Here is a 16,890-nt window from a genome sequence, read left to right as displayed (position 1 = left end):
TCAGTGCGCTATTTCAAAAAAATAACTCTGAATTTAAAATAAAATGAGTCATTTGCATTTAATTACGCAGTCTGGTTATTTAGGAAAACTTCCTTCTACACCTTTGACGTAATAATTGGTTTTCGCTAAATCTGCATCTGTTAATGAATTGCCTTTTGCCACCAGCAAGCTGCCATCCTGTTTATAGATGGGACCAGTGAATGGATGCAAGCTGCCTTTTTGCAGTGCATTGCGCACGGCAATTGCTTTGGCTTTCATTTCAGCCGTGGTGGATGGACCAAAATTTTCAATGTTCACTGCGCCCTGTTTTACTCCATATTTAATCGCCGACGTTTTCCAGGTTTTGGCCTCAACCTGTTGCATAACCGGCTCATAAATTTTCTCCCAATGCAGCACAGCTGCTGCCAAGTGCGCCTTAGGACCAAATTTACTCATGTCCGAGTTCCAGCCAAAAGCATAGATACCCTTTTGCTGCGCAGCCTGTACCACTGCCGGCGAGTCGGTATTCTGCATCAACACATCGGCTTTTTGTGCAATCAGCGCTAACGCCGCTTCACGTTCCTTGCCCGGGTTAAACCAGGTATTTGCCCAAATCACTTTGGTTTTCACTTTCGGATTGACACTTTGTGCACCTAAGGTATAGGCATTGATGTTACGTACCACTTCAGGAATCGGAAAAGATGCGACCACACCGATGGTATCGGTTTGAGTTTTTTGTCCTGCCACGACACCTAGCATATAAGCACCTTCATAGGTACGCGTTTCATATACACCCAGGTTTTTAGCTTGTTTGTAGCCGGTTGCATGCATAAATACGGTATTTGGAAACTGCTTGGCGACTTTTTCCATCGCGTTCATATAGCCAAATGAGGTACCAAAAATGACCTTATTGCCTTGCTGGGCAAGATTACGGACCACACGTTCCGCATCTGCAGTTTCGGGTACATTTTCAATAAATGTGGTTTGATATTTACCAGCCAGTGCTTTATCTGCCTTTATACGGCCTTGTTCATGTGAATAAGACCAGCCGTGGTCACTGGTAGGTCCCAAATAGATAAAAGCCGCTTTTTCTGTGGCTTGAGTCTGACCGGGAATCATTATAGCCAAACTGCCCAAAACCAGAAAGGCGTTCCCCAAAGTTTTCTTTTTTAAACTCATTAATGCAACTCCATCTATATTTGTTCAAAGAAAATGTTTATAAAAATATTTAAAATCGGTTTGAGTAAAGCAATTAATATTCCAACTGGATAAAAATGAATATTTTTAAGTTAAATATTTAAAAATCTTTTATTAAATTTAAATCGACTTAAAAATAACAATGCATAAAAAATTGATTATCTTTTCGACCAAAAACCATTTTGTAATTGGGCTATTTCATCTTCCAGTTCAGGCACTGGACCAATCAGTTCCACCTCTTTTTGGCAATGGGAAAATACATAGGCAGAGGACACGCTCATCGTCGGGTTTTCATCATGATTACCGGTACAGGCCAGCAGTTTTTCTTCGGTCATGCAATACACAACACGGCCGATATTGGCCCAATAAATCGTGCCAGAGCACATACAGCAAGGTTCTACTGCAGTATATAAAGTACATTGCCATAAATATTCAGCCTGATAGTTCGTAGCTGCAATCCGTGCCAAGGTCGATTCGGCATGGTTCACGGTATCAATATTACATTGGGTCAAAAGTACCGTTTTATGATCCGGAGCCACCAGAACTGCACCAAAAGGATGATGTCCTAAGCTGATGGCACGTTTACCCACCTCATTGGAAAGTTTGAGGAATTTAATAATCTGCGCTTGGCTCGGACTATTTATCATAGGTAATGCTCGTTAATATAAATTTTACAGTGGGCTTAAAATAAAAAAGCACCTGATATATAAAGGTGCTTTTTTAAAATATTTAAACGATATAGCGTTTACTTAATCCCCATTCGGCCAATATACGACGGTAAGTGGTAGATGAACGATCTGCTTCAAAATGGGCTTCCATACTAATATCCAGGGGTAATTCTTCTGGTTTTTGGCTTTCTACCATCTCCTGATCTTCTGCAAAAATTTGTGCATTAAAATCATACACTGCCTGTAAATCTCCAGTGGTGTCGAAGTTACGGGTCAGCGGCACAAATAGTCGGGTTTTATTATGGGAAACCGGACAGCACGCATTTAAAATTTTTAAAATGCCATCATTGGGGAAATACACTTTCAATGTTGCTGAAAATGGCGGATACACATCAAATTCACGGGTCCACATAAAACCTTCCGACTCTAAATGTTGTAGACCATGCGGATAGTTACTGACATTGGAAATATAAATGCTTTTTAAACCGTAGTCTGTACGTTCGGTATGGTACTTCGGCACTACCTGGTTTTCACGGTCTGCAAATGCCTGATGATGCACCCAGGCAAAATGTGCAACATCAATAAAGCCTTCTAGTTGCCGGCCGCTGGAACCATTAATATCCACAAATGGCGGCAAAATGGCCTGATGACCTTCCGCATCCCAGGTTTCCAGCACCGGAAAATTCGTCTCGCTTTGATCACGGTTAAATAGACTGGTCCAAATCAGGCCATATTTTTCTACCACAGGAAATTTGGTCAGGCTAAAACGCTCAGAAATTTTTGTCAGTTCTGGCTGAGCCGGAATTTTCGAACATTTGCCTTCGGTATTGTAATGTAGTCCATGATAAGGACAGACCAGCTCTTCCCCTTGTACCCAGCCTTTGGTTAGTGGGACACCACGGTGCGGACAGATATCCCGGGCCAAATGGATTTGACCGCTTTCGGTTTTATACAGCGCCATTTTTACGTCCAGCAATATGACTTGCTGTGGTGTGGTACTGACGTCCTGAATACGTGCAACCGGATACCAGTGCTGCGCCAAAATATTCCAGTCAGATGGATCAAACGCACTACCATGTGGTTGAGTAAATAGATTAAGTACTGGTATGGCGTTCATATAAAATCCTTCTTTTCAATTTCGTGGCCAAGCCTTTTTCAAGGTCAAAATACTGACCTTTTGCTTTAACTTGTATTTGAAATTAAATGAATTTTTAGCATTCTGTCTATTAGAATGTTTCGTACTTATTATTCTAAAAATTAGAACACTAAGGTGGATTGAAATGTTCTTGCAGACTAAAAATGTGAATTTGGCATAGAACTCGCATAGTCAGAACCATCATGCGCTATAAAAAAGACAGTTAGGCAAACTTGCCTCAATACCTATATGAATACACCCTTTTCACGTTTTTCCGAATATTTTATTGCGGTCGCCAAAACTAGCAGCCTGCGCAAGGCAGCAGATCAGCTGTTTATTTCAGTTTCTGCGGTACATCGTCAAATTGCGCTGGCTGAAGAAGATTTGGGCATCATCTTGTTTGAACGTTTGCCGAATGGTTTAAAGCTGACTCTGGCAGGTGAATTGCTCTATGCTGACTTACTGAAATGGCAAAAGGAGTTTCAGCATACCCGTATCCGTTTTGATGAAATTCAGGGGCTGAATCGGGGCACCATCGAATTTGGCCTGATCTCGGCTTTAAGCGATGGTTTTATCATGCAATCCATACAGTACATGTATGAGAATTATCCCTGGATTCATTTTAATATTCGGGTGGCAGACAGCGAAATTATTGCCAAAAAGATTATGGATGCCGAACTGGATTTTGGATTAATTTTAAATCCCAAAGCGCATCATCATCTGGAGATGATCCATTTTCTGGAATTACCGGTCGGTTTTGTCATGAGTAATGATCATCCGCTGGTTCACGCTAAAAAAATCTATTTTTCCGATACTTTAGGCGATAACCACTTTATTCCGTCGGAACCACTGATTATTCATGATTATGTACAGGCCCTGTATAAGCACCATCAATTTATTCCGGCCAGAAAAACCGAATCTAATGATATTCGGCTGATGAATGCCCTGATCCAGAAAAATTTAGGCATAGGCATTTTAAGTTTTTTAGATGTCTTGCCCTATCTGGAACGTAAAGAGTTGGTATTCAAGCCGATTCTGGAAAAAGGTCTGCATCCACTGACCATTGCTCTTTGTGTTGCTCCGAAACGGCAAATTTCCAGAGCATCGCAGTTAATGATCAAGCATATCAGTGAACAGATGGAAGCGCTAAAACAGCAAGTTCCTGTACTCTCAGCCTAAAATATATCAGTTGGTATAACTCTTGCTTTTTTAAATGAAATTTCACTGATTAAGGCAATGTTATGTCAACAATCTGGATTAAACATCCACTGGCAATTTTTACTGGCAATCAAAGTGATGCACGCGGTGGTCTGGTCATTCAATCGGGAAAAATTGTTGAACTGGTGGCGTTAGGACAAACACCCATTACGCCCTTTGATGAAACATTTGATGCCAAGAATCTGGTGATTTTGCCTGGACTGATCAATAGCCATCATCATTTCTATCAAACCTTGACCCGTGCCTGGGCACCTGTGGTGAATGCGCCGCTTTTCCCCTGGCTTAAAACGCTGTATCCGGTATGGGCCAAGCTAAATTCGGAACAGCTCTATTTGGCGACGCAAGTGGCTTTGGCTGAATTATTGATGTCCGGCTGTACTTTTGCGGCAGATCACCATTATTTATTTCCCCAGCAACTGCATGATGCGATTGATATTCAGGTACAGGCTGCACAAAGTTTAGGTATCCGGGTCATGCTGACCCGCGGTTCGATGAGTCTGGGTGAAGATCAGGGCGGTCTGCCACCGCAGCACACGGTACAGGATATGCAAACCATCTTGCTCGATTCGGAAAGGCTGATTTCGAAATATCATGACCGTAGTGCAGATGCGATGGTGAATATTGCCCTTGCACCCTGTTCTCCTTTTTCGGTCACGCAGGAAATTATGCGTGAAAGTGCCCAACTGGCGCAGCAGCATGATGTGCGGCTGCATACCCATCTGGCGGAAACTCTGGATGAAGAAAACTTTTGTCTGGAAAAATTTGGCATGCGCACAGTTGATTATCTGGGCAGTGTTGGCTGGTTGAATCATCGTACCTGGCTCGCACATGGTATTCATTTCAATGCCGATGAGATTCGCCGTTTAGGTGCAGCGCAGGTCGGCATCTGTCATTGCCCGCATTCCAATATGCGTCTGGCTTCCGGGATTTGTCCGACTATAGATTTAATCCAGGCCGGCGCAAAAATTGGTTTGGGTGTGGACGGTTCAGCCTCCGGAGATGCATCCAATTTAATTCTGGAAGCGCGTCAGGCCATGTATCTGCAACGTCTGAAATATGGTGCTGAAATGATTACTCCTGAACTGGCCTTGAGTTGGGTGACCAAAGGTTCAGCACAATTGCTGGGTCGAGATCAGCATTTGGGGGAAATTGCCCCTGACTTTCAGGCGGATTTGGCTTTTTATACACTAGATGACATCAAATTTTCAGGCAGTCATGATCCTGTTGCAGCGCTGCTGCTCTGTGGCGCAGACCGTGCAGAACATGTCATGGTTAAAGGCAAATGGGTGGTCAAAGATCAACAAATATTGGGTCTTGATATGGACAAGTTATTGGCTGAACATCGTCAGGCCGCAAAAGATTTATTAGCTGCTTAAACCATGAACTCTATGTATCTTAGTCGTTGAACTGAGGGCTAAGATACAACTTGTAATTTCAATCGAACTAGGCCCAAATCACCAGTATGGCGGCAATCACCACCAGTAATAATCCCCAGTGCTCTGCTTTGGCCAGTTTTTCCTTAAAGAAATAAGCAGAAATGAGCAAGCTAAACAGGATTTCAATCTGTCCCAGTGTTTTGACAATCGCGACAGATTGCATGCTCATGGCGGTAAACCAGCCCAAGGAAGCGATAAAACTGCAGACACTGACTTTAAAAGTCAGGCCTATTCTTGCCCACATCGCCTTTAAAGTCTGACGACTCAATAAACTTAAATAGATCAGCATACTGAGACATTGAAAGCCAATAATACTGACCAATACCCATGCGGCGCGATGAATAAATGGCAATTGCGGCAATTCCAGGCTGGCTTCACGTACCAATAAAGAGGTAAGGGCAAAACATAATCCACTGCCAATTCCAATCAATAAGGTCGGCAGGGAAAGTTTTTCTGTTCTTGGTCCTTTACTGAGTAAAAATACGGCAAGGCCACCCAAGGCAACTCCGAACCACGCCAGTAAACTTAACTGATCACTCAATAATGAAGCACCAATCAGCGCAGCCAAAATGGCTTCACTTTTCGCTAGCCCCACCCCAATGGCATAGTTTTTCTGTTTAAATAGCTGCACCATCAAGGCTGTTGCTGCAATCTGGCTGATCCCGGCAATCACAATGTAAATCCAAAACCTTGGAGTAAAAGTAATGGCAGTCCGGATAGGCTGGTAATGATATAAACCTGTCAGGTAAATGAGAGCAAAAGGAAAACCGAAAAGAAACCGTGCCAGAGTCACGCCATAGACATCTACAGTTGTACTGAGCTGCTTTTGAAACGCATTACGCCAAGCCTGCATAAATGCAGCCATAAGGGTAAAGAGAATCCATGTAGATGCCATCACTTGACCTGTTTTAAGCGTTAAAGTGCAGTAATGTACTCCTTCAGCACTGAATTGACGAATCTTTTTCCATGAAAATAGTTATTTCTCCCAAGCAAGTTGAGTCATTTTTTATAATAAAAAACTCTTCATCACGAAGGGTTTCTAAACAAAAAACCGAGTCCAATAATTAATCTAATGGATTACCAATAATATTGCTGATAATGCCTTTCATAATATGTGGCCCCTGTTCCTTTCTTAATTCTTCATACCATTCTTTGGTCACCACTTCATCTTTCATATGAGTCACATCACAGCGTTTTCGTGCACGTAGTACCAGCTCATTGGCGCGTTCATTACGTTTATTTTGATAACGCTTTAAAGCATCCTGTAGACCCAAAGTATTAATTTGTAAGGCACGGGCCAAATAAATCGCATCTTCCATGGCCTGGCAGCCGCCCTGACCAATATCCGGCGTGGTACTGTGTGCTGCATCGCCGACAATCACCACACGGCCTTGATAAAATTGGGCAAAAGGCTCAATGTCATGAATTTCTACACGGTTGGTTTTTTGTTCATCTAAAGCATCAATCAAGTGCTGAACCGGTGCACACCAGCCATTAAAATATTGTTTCAGTAAAGTTTTATATTCTGCTTTATTGTTTTCTAAACCTACCGGTAACGGCACATCAAAAAAGAAATAGAATTTTCCATCTGCAACAGGCATCAGCGAAACACGTTTACCCTCACCAACAAAAGTTGTCCACTGGTCTGCCGGAGAAAGATCATCACTAATTTCGACCAAGCCATTCCAGTTGACATAACCCGCATAACGACGTGAAACCTGTTCACCCAGCACATAAGCACGCGTAATCGAGTGGGTTCCGTCGGCACCAATCAACAATTCGGTTTTAATTTCGCTACCATCGGCAAATTGAACAAGTACACCATCCCTCTGTTCTTGCAGCGCAACCATTTTTTTGCCAAGTTGGATATTTTCACGGCCAAACTCATCCATCAACATATTTTGCAAGTCGGCACGTGCCACCGGATACGGACGTTGTCCGACCTCTTCAATCAAGGGCAATAAACTGAACTGGGTCATGGTATCGCCCGTCAAGCCATCTATATACGCCAGCTGATCCATCTGACCGCCTAACTTAGCAACCTGTTCAGTCAGCCCCAGGTAATTCAAACACTTCACACCATTGGACCAAAGCGAGATGGCTGCGCCGACAGGTAAAATTTGTTCTGCTTGCTCATAGATGGTGACCTGATGCCCAAACTTTTTTAGTGCAATTCCCGTGGTCAATCCGCCCATGCCTGCACCAATAATTGTAATCTTCATCTATTTTCTCCTCTGAATATATTGTTTCTGCTCCTTAAAAAGCTAAAAGCGTGCCATTTTCAAAAAAACATGCACCGATTTTTTTCAAAAGTTGGCACAAGCTGTGCATCAACATGGATGTAAACATGAGTTTTTATAAGGCTTTAACTTAGATTTTGGCTGTTTATAAAAATTAATATTCACGTTATTCATAATTTGAATGGAAAATGACTATGGCAACATTAATTGCACCTATTTTTGATATTCCTGTGTATTTACAACAGCTGACTAACTTGGCTGATAGCCGAATTGGCGCAGAAGTACTTGAATGTTCAGATGATTTTTTTGCTGAAGCAAATCGAATGCTGCAATTTGATGCCCCTATTTTTGTGGAAGACAAATTTGATGATCATGGTAAATGGATGGATGGATGGGAAACCCGCCGTAAACGTCATGCCGGTTATGACTGGGCCATTGTTCAGCTTGGCGTAGCGGGAACCATTCAGGCGCTGGATATTGATACTACCTTTTTTACCGGCAACTATCCGGCATCGGCGGCGGTCGAAGCCTGTTATGCACCAAATGGTGACTTAAGCACTGCCACCTGGCACTCAATTTTACCAAATAGTAAATTAGGTCCCGGACAGCATCATATTTTTGAGGTTTGTTCAGAGCAGGTATTCAGCCATGTGCGTTTAAATATTTTCCCGGATGGCGGTGTAGCACGTTTTAAAGTGTATGGTGAAGTTAAGATTCAGATTCAGGATAGTGACCAGGTACTGGATCTGTTGGCCCTGGAAAATGGCGGTCGGGTCATTGCTTATAGCGATGCACATTTCGGGCATCCGCGTAACCTGATTAATCCAGGTCGTGGCATAAATATGGGTGATGGCTGGGAAACCAAACGCCGACGTGAACCCGGTTTTGACTGGTGCATTCTGGCTTTGGGCCAAAGTGGTTCAATTGAAAAAATTGATATTGATACGGCGCATTTTAAAGGCAACTACCCTGCACAAGTTTCTATACAGGCGATTTATATCGAAGATGCGACCGATCAGCAACTGATTCCGCAAAGCATGTTCTGGCCGTATCTTTTAGAAGCACAAGATATGCAAATGGATCATATTCACAGCTTTGTAGAGGAAGTTTTACAGCACGAGAAAATATCGCATATTCGCGTGAACATGATTCCGGATGGTGGGATTAGTCGTATCCGTTTATGGGGAAAAACTGCAAGATAAATGTGAATATTATGATAATACCGACTCTAAAAATTCAGCCTTTAACTGCAACAAACTTTGCGCCTTTTGGTGAAGTTATTGCCTGTCAAAGCAACGATTTTTTTTATATTAATGAGCAGCAGACTGAACGTTATCATGCGCTGGCGGAAGTGGAAACCGATGCAAAAGTTGGGTTGAGTATTTTCAAAAATATTCAATCCACCCAAGTGCCTTTTGAAATTTCCATGCTAGAAAGGCATCCGCTAGGCTCACAGGCCTTTATTCCTATGCAGGGTCAAGCTTTTTTGATTGTTGTTGCACCAGCGTTAGATGCTGAAAAGCCCGATCTGAATCAAGTTCAAGCCTTTATCAGCGATGGTTCACAAGGGGTCAATTACCATGCCGGTACATGGCACCATCCTTTATTGACACTGGAAGCACCCAGTGATTTTGTAGTGATTGACCGGATTGGAACTGGTCCAAACTGCGATATTTATTCTTTTGCACATCTCATTTCCATAGCGTATTAAAGCAATAAAAAAGCCCTTGAAAATAAGGGCTTTTAACATAGTTCTGTAATATGTTTACTTAGAAATGATATTTCACTAAAGCACTCACGTTATTTTCATCTGCATTTGGAATGCCAAATTTGTTGTTCCATATTGAGTGTTCGATGCCCAGATACAAATTCGTAGTTGGAGAAATGTGTTTACCTACATTCCATTTCCACTGTGTGGTCCAGTTCATCTCGCTATCATGATCATCTTCTTCTGTAGACCAATCCAGGAAGCCATCAACCAAAAAATCTTCAGTTCCCAGTTTAAATGGAACACCATAGGTCAGGGTTAACTGGTAGTCATCATCCATATTTTCATTATTTACACGATACAGGTTGATGCTAGCATAACGGAAATATGGAATATTCAGATCAAAACCCACCCCATACAAGAAGTTATCAAAACCTTCTCCACCTTCCCAAGTTGTTGAAACCAAAACATCTTTTACCGGACCAAAAGCAAGTTTCTGACCAGTGACTTCACCCAGACTTAACCGGGGTGACAATTCAAAATAACTTGATTTGCCGTCATCAGCACCGCGCATACGGTCAATAAAGAAGAATACATCTGCATATTTAATTTTTGCAGCATATTCAACAGTTAAAGTGGTTTGCTTTTCGTTTACTACTTCATAGTTTTCACCATAAAGACCACTCAGGCTGAAATCTTGCCAGATCGGTTGTGCTTGTGCCGATACCGCACCGAATGCGAGTAATGTTGCAACAGTAACTTGAGTGAATTTCATAAATAAGGTACCCCAATGAAAATTAAAAAATCACATATTAAGTCAAGCAAAAATGAAGCCAACTTTTTTAATTTTTGATAAAAAAAACCTATGACTGGCATAGGTTTTTTGAAGATGGAAATATTAATGCAATGTTTCTGGAATGTTCTTTGGAGCCTCGGCATGTCCAGGTTTGAACAGGCTCAGATGATTAAAAAGCAGGTTTAAAATAATCGCCATCAGGCAGGTAGAACTGATGCCTGAATGAAACAGGGTTTGAATCCATTTCGGAAAATTTGCATAGAAAGAATGATCAATGATCGGAATCATCCCGGCTGCAATGGCAGTCGCGACAATAATCAGGTTTTTTTGCTCGTTATAATCAATTTTCGCCAAGGTACGAATACCACTTGCAGCTACTGTTCCAAATAGCACCAGACCTGCACCACCAAGTACCGGTACGGGAATTGCTGCAATTAAACGCCCCATAATTGGTAATAAACCCAGTACCACTAAAATCATGCCGCCAGCTGCAACTACAAAACGACTTTTGATGCCGGTAATTGCGACTAAGCCAACGTTTTGGGCAAAGGCACTTTGCATAAATGATCCAAAGATGGGTGCCACCGCACTGGATAACATATCCGCCCGTAAACCATTGGAAATACGTTCTGAATCTACCTTGGTTCCCACAATTTCGCCCACAGCAATAATATCTGCCGTGGTTTCGGTCATGATCACCAGAGTCACAATCAGCATGGAAATAATGGCCGTCAGTTCAAAAGTAGGCATGCCAAAAGCAAACAGGCTTGGAAACTGCACCCATGCACCATTGCCGACTTTACTAAAATCGCCAAAGCCCATCAGATAAGCCAGTACTGAGCCCATCACAATAGCTAAAAGAATAGATAAACGGCGAATTGAAGCATTCTTGGTCAGGTTCAAACAGATCACAATGCCCAGCGTCAATAGTGCCAACCCAATATTTTCCACACTTCCCCATTCCGGTGCATTCTTATTGCCGCCCATCATCCAGCGAACAGCAACAGGCAAGAGTGATAAGCCAATAATCGTAATCACACAACCCGTTACTACAGGTGGGAAAAAGCGAATAATTCTGGAAAAATAGGGAGCCAGAAAGAAACCAATCAGCGAGGCAATAATCACCGCGCCATAAACGGCAGATAAACCACCGCCTGTGGTTACAATTGCGACCATCGTCGCCACACCGGCAAAGGAAACGCCTTGTACCAGCGGCAATTTGGCTCCAATATATTTTACGCCTATGGTTTGCAGTATTGTTGCCAGACCTCCGACAAATAAGGCAGCAGCAATTAATAAACCAATGTGCTGCGCAGATAAACCCGCTGCTGTACCCACAATTAATGGTGGCGCGATAATTCCGCCATACATGGTTAATACATGTTGTAAGCCGTATGCTGCACTTTTTCCTGCGCCTAAATATTCATGTTCTGGTGAAATGGTTTTGCTTTCTTCAGTCATTCTTTTTCTTCCCTCAAATTAAAAAATTAAATTAGCTTCCGCGATATGTGGAGTACGCAAATGGGCTAATCAGTAAAGGAATGTGATAATGCTGTGACGCATCTTTGACATAGAAATGGATTAGGGCTTTAGGAAAAAAAGTTTCCTGTCCCAAAGCATCAAAATAAGCAGAAGTCGCGAATTCCAGGCTATATGCACCACTATTGAATTCAGTTAAACCGAAATCAGTCACTCGGCCATCGGCATTGGTACTTGCTTCACCGAGTAAGCTGCCCTCTGCATCGAATAATTTAATCAGCACATTGGCTGCCGGCTTACCTAGGTTAGTATCTAAAATATGTGAACTAATCATGCTTGCAGCTCCTGAGCTAATCTGTGTAAGGCAATTTCAGCCAGTTGATGATGGACAATGCGCTTTTCAGTTTCAGGATCATTTAAAAGACGGTATTTCAGGGCTTGAAGAACTTCTTCACTGTTTAGACCGAATGCTTTAATCAGGAAGATGTAGCCATATTTCTTTTCATAGGCAATATTGCCCTTGAGTAAAGCCAGTTGGGTTTCTTCATCTGGGCTAATAGCGGACTGTTCACGATTTGAAAAGTTTTTCTCGACTTCGCTCAATTCAGCCTGTGCTTTTTTTTCGCCTATGCGTGGATGTTTGGCTAAAGCCGTTTTGATTTCATCCCAAGTCCAAGTCTTTGCTTGTTGTTTTGCAAAGTCGATAGCATCTTCAACCGAGGCATAAGGACGATTCGCTGAAAGCTGTTCCGCCCAGCTCGGTATTTGCACACAGTGTGCTAAAAAGGTAATAGCACCTTGTTGAGATGCTTTATTAAATTCAACGAGTTGCACTATTAAATCGCCTAAAATATTGAATGTTTGTTCAAAAGTAATTTTGCAATATCAGTGCCAAACTTTGATTTTCTGCATTTTTTATAAATGGGATAAATAAAAAAAGAGAAGCTAAACTTCTCTTTTTAAAAAAATTTATATCTTATAAAGCATGGTTTTTATACCAGTGTTCAGCGATATCGCCACGGCGGCAAATCCAGACATTGTCGTGACTTTGAATATAATCGAGGAACTTTTGTAGTGCCTTAAAGCGTCCCGGTCGCCCTAAAATACGACAATGCATGCCGACCGATAGCATTTTAGGTTCAGTTTCACCTTCTGCATACAGCACATCAAAGGCATCTTTTAAGTATTGATAGAACTGTTCCCCACTGTTGAAACCGCCCGGTGAGCTGAATTTCATATCATTACTCTCTAAGGTATAGGGAATGATTAAATGTGGACGTGTTGCACTATTTTTATCAGTCAGGCTGCTCCAAAATGGCAAGTCGTCGCCATAGTAGTCACAGTCGTATTTAATCTGCGGAAATTCAGCCAGTAATTTGCGGGTATTCGGGCTATCGCGACCGGTATACCAGCCGATTGGCGCTTTACCAAACAGTGCTTCGAGTACACTTATGGCCTGATCCATATGCTGACGTTCAAGCTCGATGGGCATGTCCTGATAATGCAGCCAGCGCTGTCCATGAGAAACCACGTCATAATTGGCTTCTTTAATCGCTTCGACAATGTAGGGATTACGTACTAATGCCATGCCCACGCCAAAAATGGTCATGGGTAAATTGCGCTTTTTAAACTCGTTATGAATACGCCAAAAACCTGCACGTGAGCCGTATTCATACATGGAATCCATCGACATATGTTTGGCTGGAAAGCTTGCTGCCCCGATAATCTCGGAAAGGAACTGTTCTGAACCTGCATCGCCATGTTCAACGTGATTTTCCCCGCCTTCTTCATAGTTCAATACAAATTGAACCGCGACACGAGCGCTATTTGGCCATTCTACTTTGGGTGGTTCACCATGATAGCCAATTAAGTCCCGTGAATATGGCTGGCTTCTAATTTGATCTATGAGTTCTTGTCCGCGTAGATATGTTGTTGGCACGTTTAATCCCTGATGTGTTATATCAAACAGTAAAATTGATTAAGCGTGACAAGCAATTTATGCGCCAAAAAGATTCATTTTAAATATTAATTATCTTTGCCTTTAACTATATTAACTACGCTAGAAAGTTGATCTAATCCATCAAAAGTATTTGGAATTTTATCATCCGAAGATACTAAGGGCGAAAAAATTACGCTTTCAAATTTTTCAAATCCTTCAGGAGGTTTGGCTTTCAATTCTGCAGCATATTCCGCATAACTTTGAATAAAACGACATAAGGTCATCCGCAAATCAAGTTGTAGAAGCTGAGATTGAACAGAGCGCATAGTTTGTAGAATAATTTTAAAGAAATATAAAAGTAAAAATATTAATAATGTAAATGGGATTGTTATTGCAAGTAATGTTGGAATATCAATAACTTTACTAATTTGAATAATTGATTTTATAGAATGTAATTCATATGCGAATGTACCGAATATTACACATCCTATTAAAGCTAATCCTATTCTAGACCACCATAATTCATTTTCTTTTTTTACATGTAATTTATTGAAGCCTTCAAAAATACCAACAAAATTAAAAGCATCTTTGTATGACTCTAATGATTTTTCAAGCCTAGTTACTTCAGCTTCTTTATCTGATAATGATTTATCCCAATTGCTAAGTGTCTCTTCTATTGCATTAAATTTTTCAATAGTAGTATTTAAATTTTTTAACCCGCTTGTATTTAAAATTTCTTGTAAAATTTTGAAGGGTATATCTCTATCAGCAAATTTTAAATACCTCGCATATATAGGGTGATCTTTAAAATATTCACTAATAAATTGACTCAAACTATTAACTTCAAAACCAATCGATTGATGTAATCCTCCAATTCTAAATTGAAGTTCACTAAGATAAATGTAAAATAAGTTTAAACTTAAACTAAATATTTCTTCTAAGTCATCGTTACTTTTAGTCTCATCATATTTATAAATTAGTTTTCGAATTACTTCCGGGAAATTTGATACAGGTTGTGCGCGAGTATATGAAGTGAGATCATCGAAATTCGACAAATCAATATTTATATTAAAAATTATTTTGGCAGTCTGTATGTAGGATGCAAAATTATTAATTGTTTCTGAATAGTTTTCAGGACTCTTTTTGACTTTATCTGCTAATAATATAACCTCTTCAAAAGCATGTTTAAATTCTCTACTTTCAAATTTAAAAGTCATTATTTCCCCAATATTTAATTATTCATTTTTATTAAATCATCACGTATTTTAATAAAATTTGCAATAAAATCTTCCTCTTGACGGTCTCCCAAAGGGAGAAGTAACTTTTCCAAAATTTGTTTAAATAATGAAAATTCCCTCTCCTTTAAGGAGAGGTTTAAATAGTAGTTAAAACAAAAAATACCGCTGTGCCATCGGCAATACATCCGCAGGCTCACAGGTCAAATGTACCCCATCAGCACGAACTTCATAAGTTTCCGGATGCACTTCCATCACCGGACAGTAATTATTATGTTTCATATCCTGCTTAGTGATCTGACGCGTGTCTTTACATGGTGAGATCAGCTTTTTTAAAGCTAATTTTTCATGCACGCCATCATCAATTGCGAATTGTGACAGGAAAGTAATACAGGTGTTATGCACCCCACGCGGATAAGCACCAAACATTGGACGGTAATGCACAGGCTGTGGTGTTGGAATAGAAGCATTAATATCGCCCATAGGCGCTGCCGCAATCATTCCACCTTTAATGATCATGGACGGTTTAACACCGAAAAATGCCGGTTTCCAGAGGACTAAATCGGCCAGTTTACCTTCTTCGACCGAACCAATTTCGTGACTTAAACCATGGGTAATTGCAGGGTTAATGGTGTATTTGGCGATATAACGTTTGACCCGGTTATTGTCTTTATAGACTGTATCACCGTCTAAAGGCCCGCGTTGTACCTTCATTTTATGTGCGGTTTGCCAAGTACGTAGAATCACCTCACCGACACGCCCCATGGCCTGCGAGTCTGATGACATCATGGCAATTGCACCCATATCCTGCAAAATATCTTCCGCAGCAATAGTTTCACGGCGAATACGGCTTTCCGCAAATGCCACATCTTCAGCAATGGATGGATCTAAGTGATGACAGACCATTAACATATCCAGATGTTCATCAATGGTATTGATGGTATATGGACGGGTCGGATTGGTTGAAGATGGCAATACGTTGGCCTGACCAATGGCTTTTAAAATATCAGGTGCATGTCCACCGCCTGCACCTTCAGTATGATAAGTATGGATGGTTCTGTTTTTAAAAGCCGCCAAAGTTTCTTCTAGAAAGCCACTTTCGTTTAGTGTGTCTGTATGAATGGCAACTTGCACATCGAACTGATCGGCCACAGTTAAGCAATTATCAATGGCTGCTGGTGTTGAGCCCCAATCTTCATGCAGCTTTAATCCAACAACACCGGCTTTAATCTGCTCTGCAATCGGTTCAGGCTGGCTTAAATTCCCTTTACCCAATAGACCAATATTCATCGGCAAATCATCTATGGCTTGTAGCATGGTAGATATGTGCCATGGACCCGGTGTTACTGTAGTCGCTGATGTTCCTGCTGCAGGACCTGTACCGCCACCAATCATAGTAGTAATACCTGACATCATGGCTGTTTCTACCTGTTGCGGACAGATCCAGTGAATATGGGTATCCACCCCGCCTGCAGTGAGAATTTGGCCTTCACCGGCAATCACTTCAGTTGCAGCTCCAAGCGGAATTGAAATATCTGGTTGAATATCCGGATTACCAGCCTTGCCAATTTTCCAGATTCGGCCATTTTTTAAGCCGACATCGGCTTTGATAATACCCCACCAGTCAATAATGAGTGCATTTGTAATGACAGTGTCAGCCACTTCGGATGACAAAAGCTGTGATTGGCCCATGCCATCACGAATGACTTTTCCGCCACCAAATTTGACTTCTTCGCCATAAGTGGTGAAGTCCTGTTCAACTTCAATAAATAATTCGGTATCGGCAAGACGGACACGGTCCCCGACCGTCGGTCCAAACATTTCGGCATAAGCACGACGTGACATTTTCATGATTTATAA

Annotated in this window: 16 protein-coding genes; 4 read left to right on the top strand and 12 right to left on the bottom strand. The window is 41.4% G+C overall.

Annotated features, from left to right (window positions below):
• Nucleotides 1-75 precede the first annotated feature (75 nt).
• From B4C48_RS13360 to B4C48_RS13350, 3 genes are all read right to left on the bottom strand, one after another.
• Nucleotides 76-1,098, bottom strand: a complete 1,023-nt coding sequence (locus B4C48_RS13360; RefSeq protein WP_291357372.1) for a BMP family ABC transporter substrate-binding protein — start codon at nucleotides 1,096-1,098, stop codon at nucleotides 76-78.
• A gap of 236 nt (nucleotides 1,099-1,334) precedes the next feature.
• On the bottom strand, nucleotides 1,335-1,823 hold the full coding sequence (locus tag B4C48_RS13355) for a nucleoside deaminase (protein ID WP_291357318.1): 489 nt from the start codon (nucleotides 1,821-1,823) through the stop codon (nucleotides 1,335-1,337).
• Between the two features lie 82 nt (nucleotides 1,824-1,905).
• Nucleotides 1,906-2,961 (bottom strand): aromatic ring-hydroxylating oxygenase subunit alpha, encoded by a 1,056-nt coding sequence (locus tag B4C48_RS13350; protein ID WP_291357316.1) that lies wholly within the window; start codon nucleotides 2,959-2,961, stop codon nucleotides 1,906-1,908.
• Nucleotides 2,962-3,228: 267 nt separating this feature from the next.
• Between B4C48_RS13350 and B4C48_RS13345 the strand changes: the two genes are divergently transcribed.
• Together B4C48_RS13345 and B4C48_RS13340 are read left to right on the top strand one after the other, a co-directional pair.
• Nucleotides 3,229-4,158 (top strand): LysR family transcriptional regulator, encoded by a 930-nt coding sequence (locus B4C48_RS13345; protein WP_291357314.1) that lies wholly within the window; start codon nucleotides 3,229-3,231, stop codon nucleotides 4,156-4,158.
• 62 nt (nucleotides 4,159-4,220) lie between these two features.
• Nucleotides 4,221-5,573, top strand: coding sequence for an 8-oxoguanine deaminase (locus B4C48_RS13340; protein ID WP_291357312.1), 1,353 nt, complete (start codon nucleotides 4,221-4,223; stop codon nucleotides 5,571-5,573).
• Nucleotides 5,574-5,640: 67 nt separating this feature from the next.
• Here B4C48_RS13340 and B4C48_RS13335 read toward each other — a convergent pair whose 3' ends face one another.
• Both B4C48_RS13335 and hpxO read right to left on the bottom strand, forming a co-directional pair.
• Nucleotides 5,641-6,528 (bottom strand): DMT family transporter, encoded by an 888-nt coding sequence (locus tag B4C48_RS13335; protein WP_291357310.1) that lies wholly within the window; start codon nucleotides 6,526-6,528, stop codon nucleotides 5,641-5,643.
• 169 nt (nucleotides 6,529-6,697) lie between these two features.
• Nucleotides 6,698-7,855, bottom strand: coding sequence for an FAD-dependent urate hydroxylase HpxO (hpxO, locus tag B4C48_RS13330; protein WP_291357308.1), 1,158 nt, complete (start codon nucleotides 7,853-7,855; stop codon nucleotides 6,698-6,700).
• Nucleotides 7,856-8,067: 212 nt separating this feature from the next.
• Here hpxO and alc point away from each other — a divergent pair, with 212 nt between their 5' ends.
• Both alc and B4C48_RS13320 read left to right on the top strand, forming a co-directional pair.
• Nucleotides 8,068-9,075 (top strand): allantoicase, encoded by a 1,008-nt coding sequence (alc, locus tag B4C48_RS13325; protein ID WP_291357306.1) that lies wholly within the window; start codon nucleotides 8,068-8,070, stop codon nucleotides 9,073-9,075.
• An 11-nt stretch (nucleotides 9,076-9,086) separates the two neighbouring features.
• The gene (locus B4C48_RS13320; RefSeq protein WP_291357305.1) at nucleotides 9,087-9,584 is read left to right on the top strand and encodes an ureidoglycolate lyase; all 498 of its coding nucleotides are present in this window, start codon (nucleotides 9,087-9,089) and stop codon (nucleotides 9,582-9,584) included.
• Between the two features lie 58 nt (nucleotides 9,585-9,642).
• Here the strand turns inward: B4C48_RS13320 and B4C48_RS13315 are convergent, their stop codons facing one another.
• The 7 genes from B4C48_RS13315 to ureC form a co-directional block, all read right to left on the bottom strand.
• Entirely contained in the window at nucleotides 9,643-10,356 is a 714-nt protein-coding gene (locus tag B4C48_RS13315; protein WP_291357303.1) for an outer membrane protein OmpK, read from the bottom strand.
• A 123-nt stretch (nucleotides 10,357-10,479) separates the two neighbouring features.
• Nucleotides 10,480-11,838: a nucleobase:cation symporter-2 family protein gene (locus B4C48_RS13310; protein WP_291357301.1), complete on the bottom strand. Its 1,359-nt coding sequence runs from the start codon at nucleotides 11,836-11,838 to the stop codon at nucleotides 10,480-10,482.
• A 31-nt stretch (nucleotides 11,839-11,869) separates the two neighbouring features.
• Entirely contained in the window at nucleotides 11,870-12,190 is a 321-nt protein-coding gene (uraH, locus tag B4C48_RS13305) for a hydroxyisourate hydrolase (protein WP_291357299.1), read from the bottom strand.
• Nucleotides 12,187-12,690 (bottom strand): 2-oxo-4-hydroxy-4-carboxy-5-ureidoimidazoline decarboxylase, encoded by a 504-nt coding sequence (uraD, locus tag B4C48_RS13300; protein WP_291357297.1) that lies wholly within the window; start codon nucleotides 12,688-12,690, stop codon nucleotides 12,187-12,189. The genes uraH and uraD overlap by 4 nt, the downstream gene beginning before the upstream one ends.
• 142 nt (nucleotides 12,691-12,832) lie before the next feature.
• The gene (gene puuE, locus B4C48_RS13295; RefSeq protein ID WP_291357295.1) at nucleotides 12,833-13,795 is read right to left on the bottom strand and encodes an allantoinase PuuE; all 963 of its coding nucleotides are present in this window, start codon (nucleotides 13,793-13,795) and stop codon (nucleotides 12,833-12,835) included.
• A gap of 86 nt (nucleotides 13,796-13,881) precedes the next feature.
• Complete coding sequence (locus B4C48_RS13290; RefSeq protein WP_291357293.1) at nucleotides 13,882-15,012, bottom strand: hypothetical protein; 1,131 nt, start codon at nucleotides 15,010-15,012, stop codon at nucleotides 13,882-13,884.
• A gap of 168 nt (nucleotides 15,013-15,180) precedes the next feature.
• Nucleotides 15,181-16,881: an urease subunit alpha gene (gene ureC, locus B4C48_RS13285; RefSeq protein ID WP_291357290.1), complete on the bottom strand. Its 1,701-nt coding sequence runs from the start codon at nucleotides 16,879-16,881 to the stop codon at nucleotides 15,181-15,183.
• Nucleotides 16,882-16,890 lie beyond the last annotated feature (9 nt).

The organism is Acinetobacter sp. UBA3106, from assembly GCA_002365595.1.
Lineage (GTDB): Bacteria > Pseudomonadota > Gammaproteobacteria > Pseudomonadales > Moraxellaceae > Acinetobacter.
Note: the sequence above shows the minus strand (reverse complement) of the source record. Positions and strands in the feature narration are given on the sequence as shown.

What these genes read in the sequence shown, in the direction of transcription:
- B4C48_RS13320 (WP_291357305.1), top strand. Translation starts at nt 9,087, where the DNA reads ATGATAATACCGACTCTAAAAATTCAGCCTTTAACTGCAACAAACTTT.
- B4C48_RS13315 (WP_291357303.1), bottom strand. Translation starts at nt 10,356, where the DNA reads ATGAAATTCACTCAAGTTACTGTTGCAACATTACTCGCATTCGGTGCG.
- B4C48_RS13290 (WP_291357293.1), bottom strand. Translation starts at nt 15,012, where the DNA reads ATGACTTTTAAATTTGAAAGTAGAGAATTTAAACATGCTTTTGAAGAG.
- B4C48_RS13345 (WP_291357314.1), top strand. Translation starts at nt 3,229, where the DNA reads ATGAATACACCCTTTTCACGTTTTTCCGAATATTTTATTGCGGTCGCC.
- B4C48_RS13335 (WP_291357310.1), bottom strand. Translation starts at nt 6,528, where the DNA reads ATGGCATCTACATGGATTCTCTTTACCCTTATGGCTGCATTTATGCAG.
- uraH (WP_291357299.1), bottom strand. Translation starts at nt 12,190, where the DNA reads ATGATTAGTTCACATATTTTAGATACTAACCTAGGTAAGCCGGCAGCC.
- B4C48_RS13310 (WP_291357301.1), bottom strand. Translation starts at nt 11,838, where the DNA reads ATGACTGAAGAAAGCAAAACCATTTCACCAGAACATGAATATTTAGGC.
- ureC (WP_291357290.1), bottom strand. Translation starts at nt 16,881, where the DNA reads ATGAAAATGTCACGTCGTGCTTATGCCGAAATGTTTGGACCGACGGTC.
- B4C48_RS13355 (WP_291357318.1), bottom strand. Translation starts at nt 1,823, where the DNA reads ATGATAAATAGTCCGAGCCAAGCGCAGATTATTAAATTCCTCAAACTT.
- B4C48_RS13340 (WP_291357312.1), top strand. Translation starts at nt 4,221, where the DNA reads ATGTCAACAATCTGGATTAAACATCCACTGGCAATTTTTACTGGCAAT.
- B4C48_RS13350 (WP_291357316.1), bottom strand. Translation starts at nt 2,961, where the DNA reads ATGAACGCCATACCAGTACTTAATCTATTTACTCAACCACATGGTAGT.
- alc (WP_291357306.1), top strand. Translation starts at nt 8,068, where the DNA reads ATGGCAACATTAATTGCACCTATTTTTGATATTCCTGTGTATTTACAA.
- hpxO (WP_291357308.1), bottom strand. Translation starts at nt 7,855, where the DNA reads ATGAAGATTACAATTATTGGTGCAGGCATGGGCGGATTGACCACGGGA.
- B4C48_RS13360 (WP_291357372.1), bottom strand. Translation starts at nt 1,098, where the DNA reads ATGATTCCCGGTCAGACTCAAGCCACAGAAAAAGCGGCTTTTATCTAT.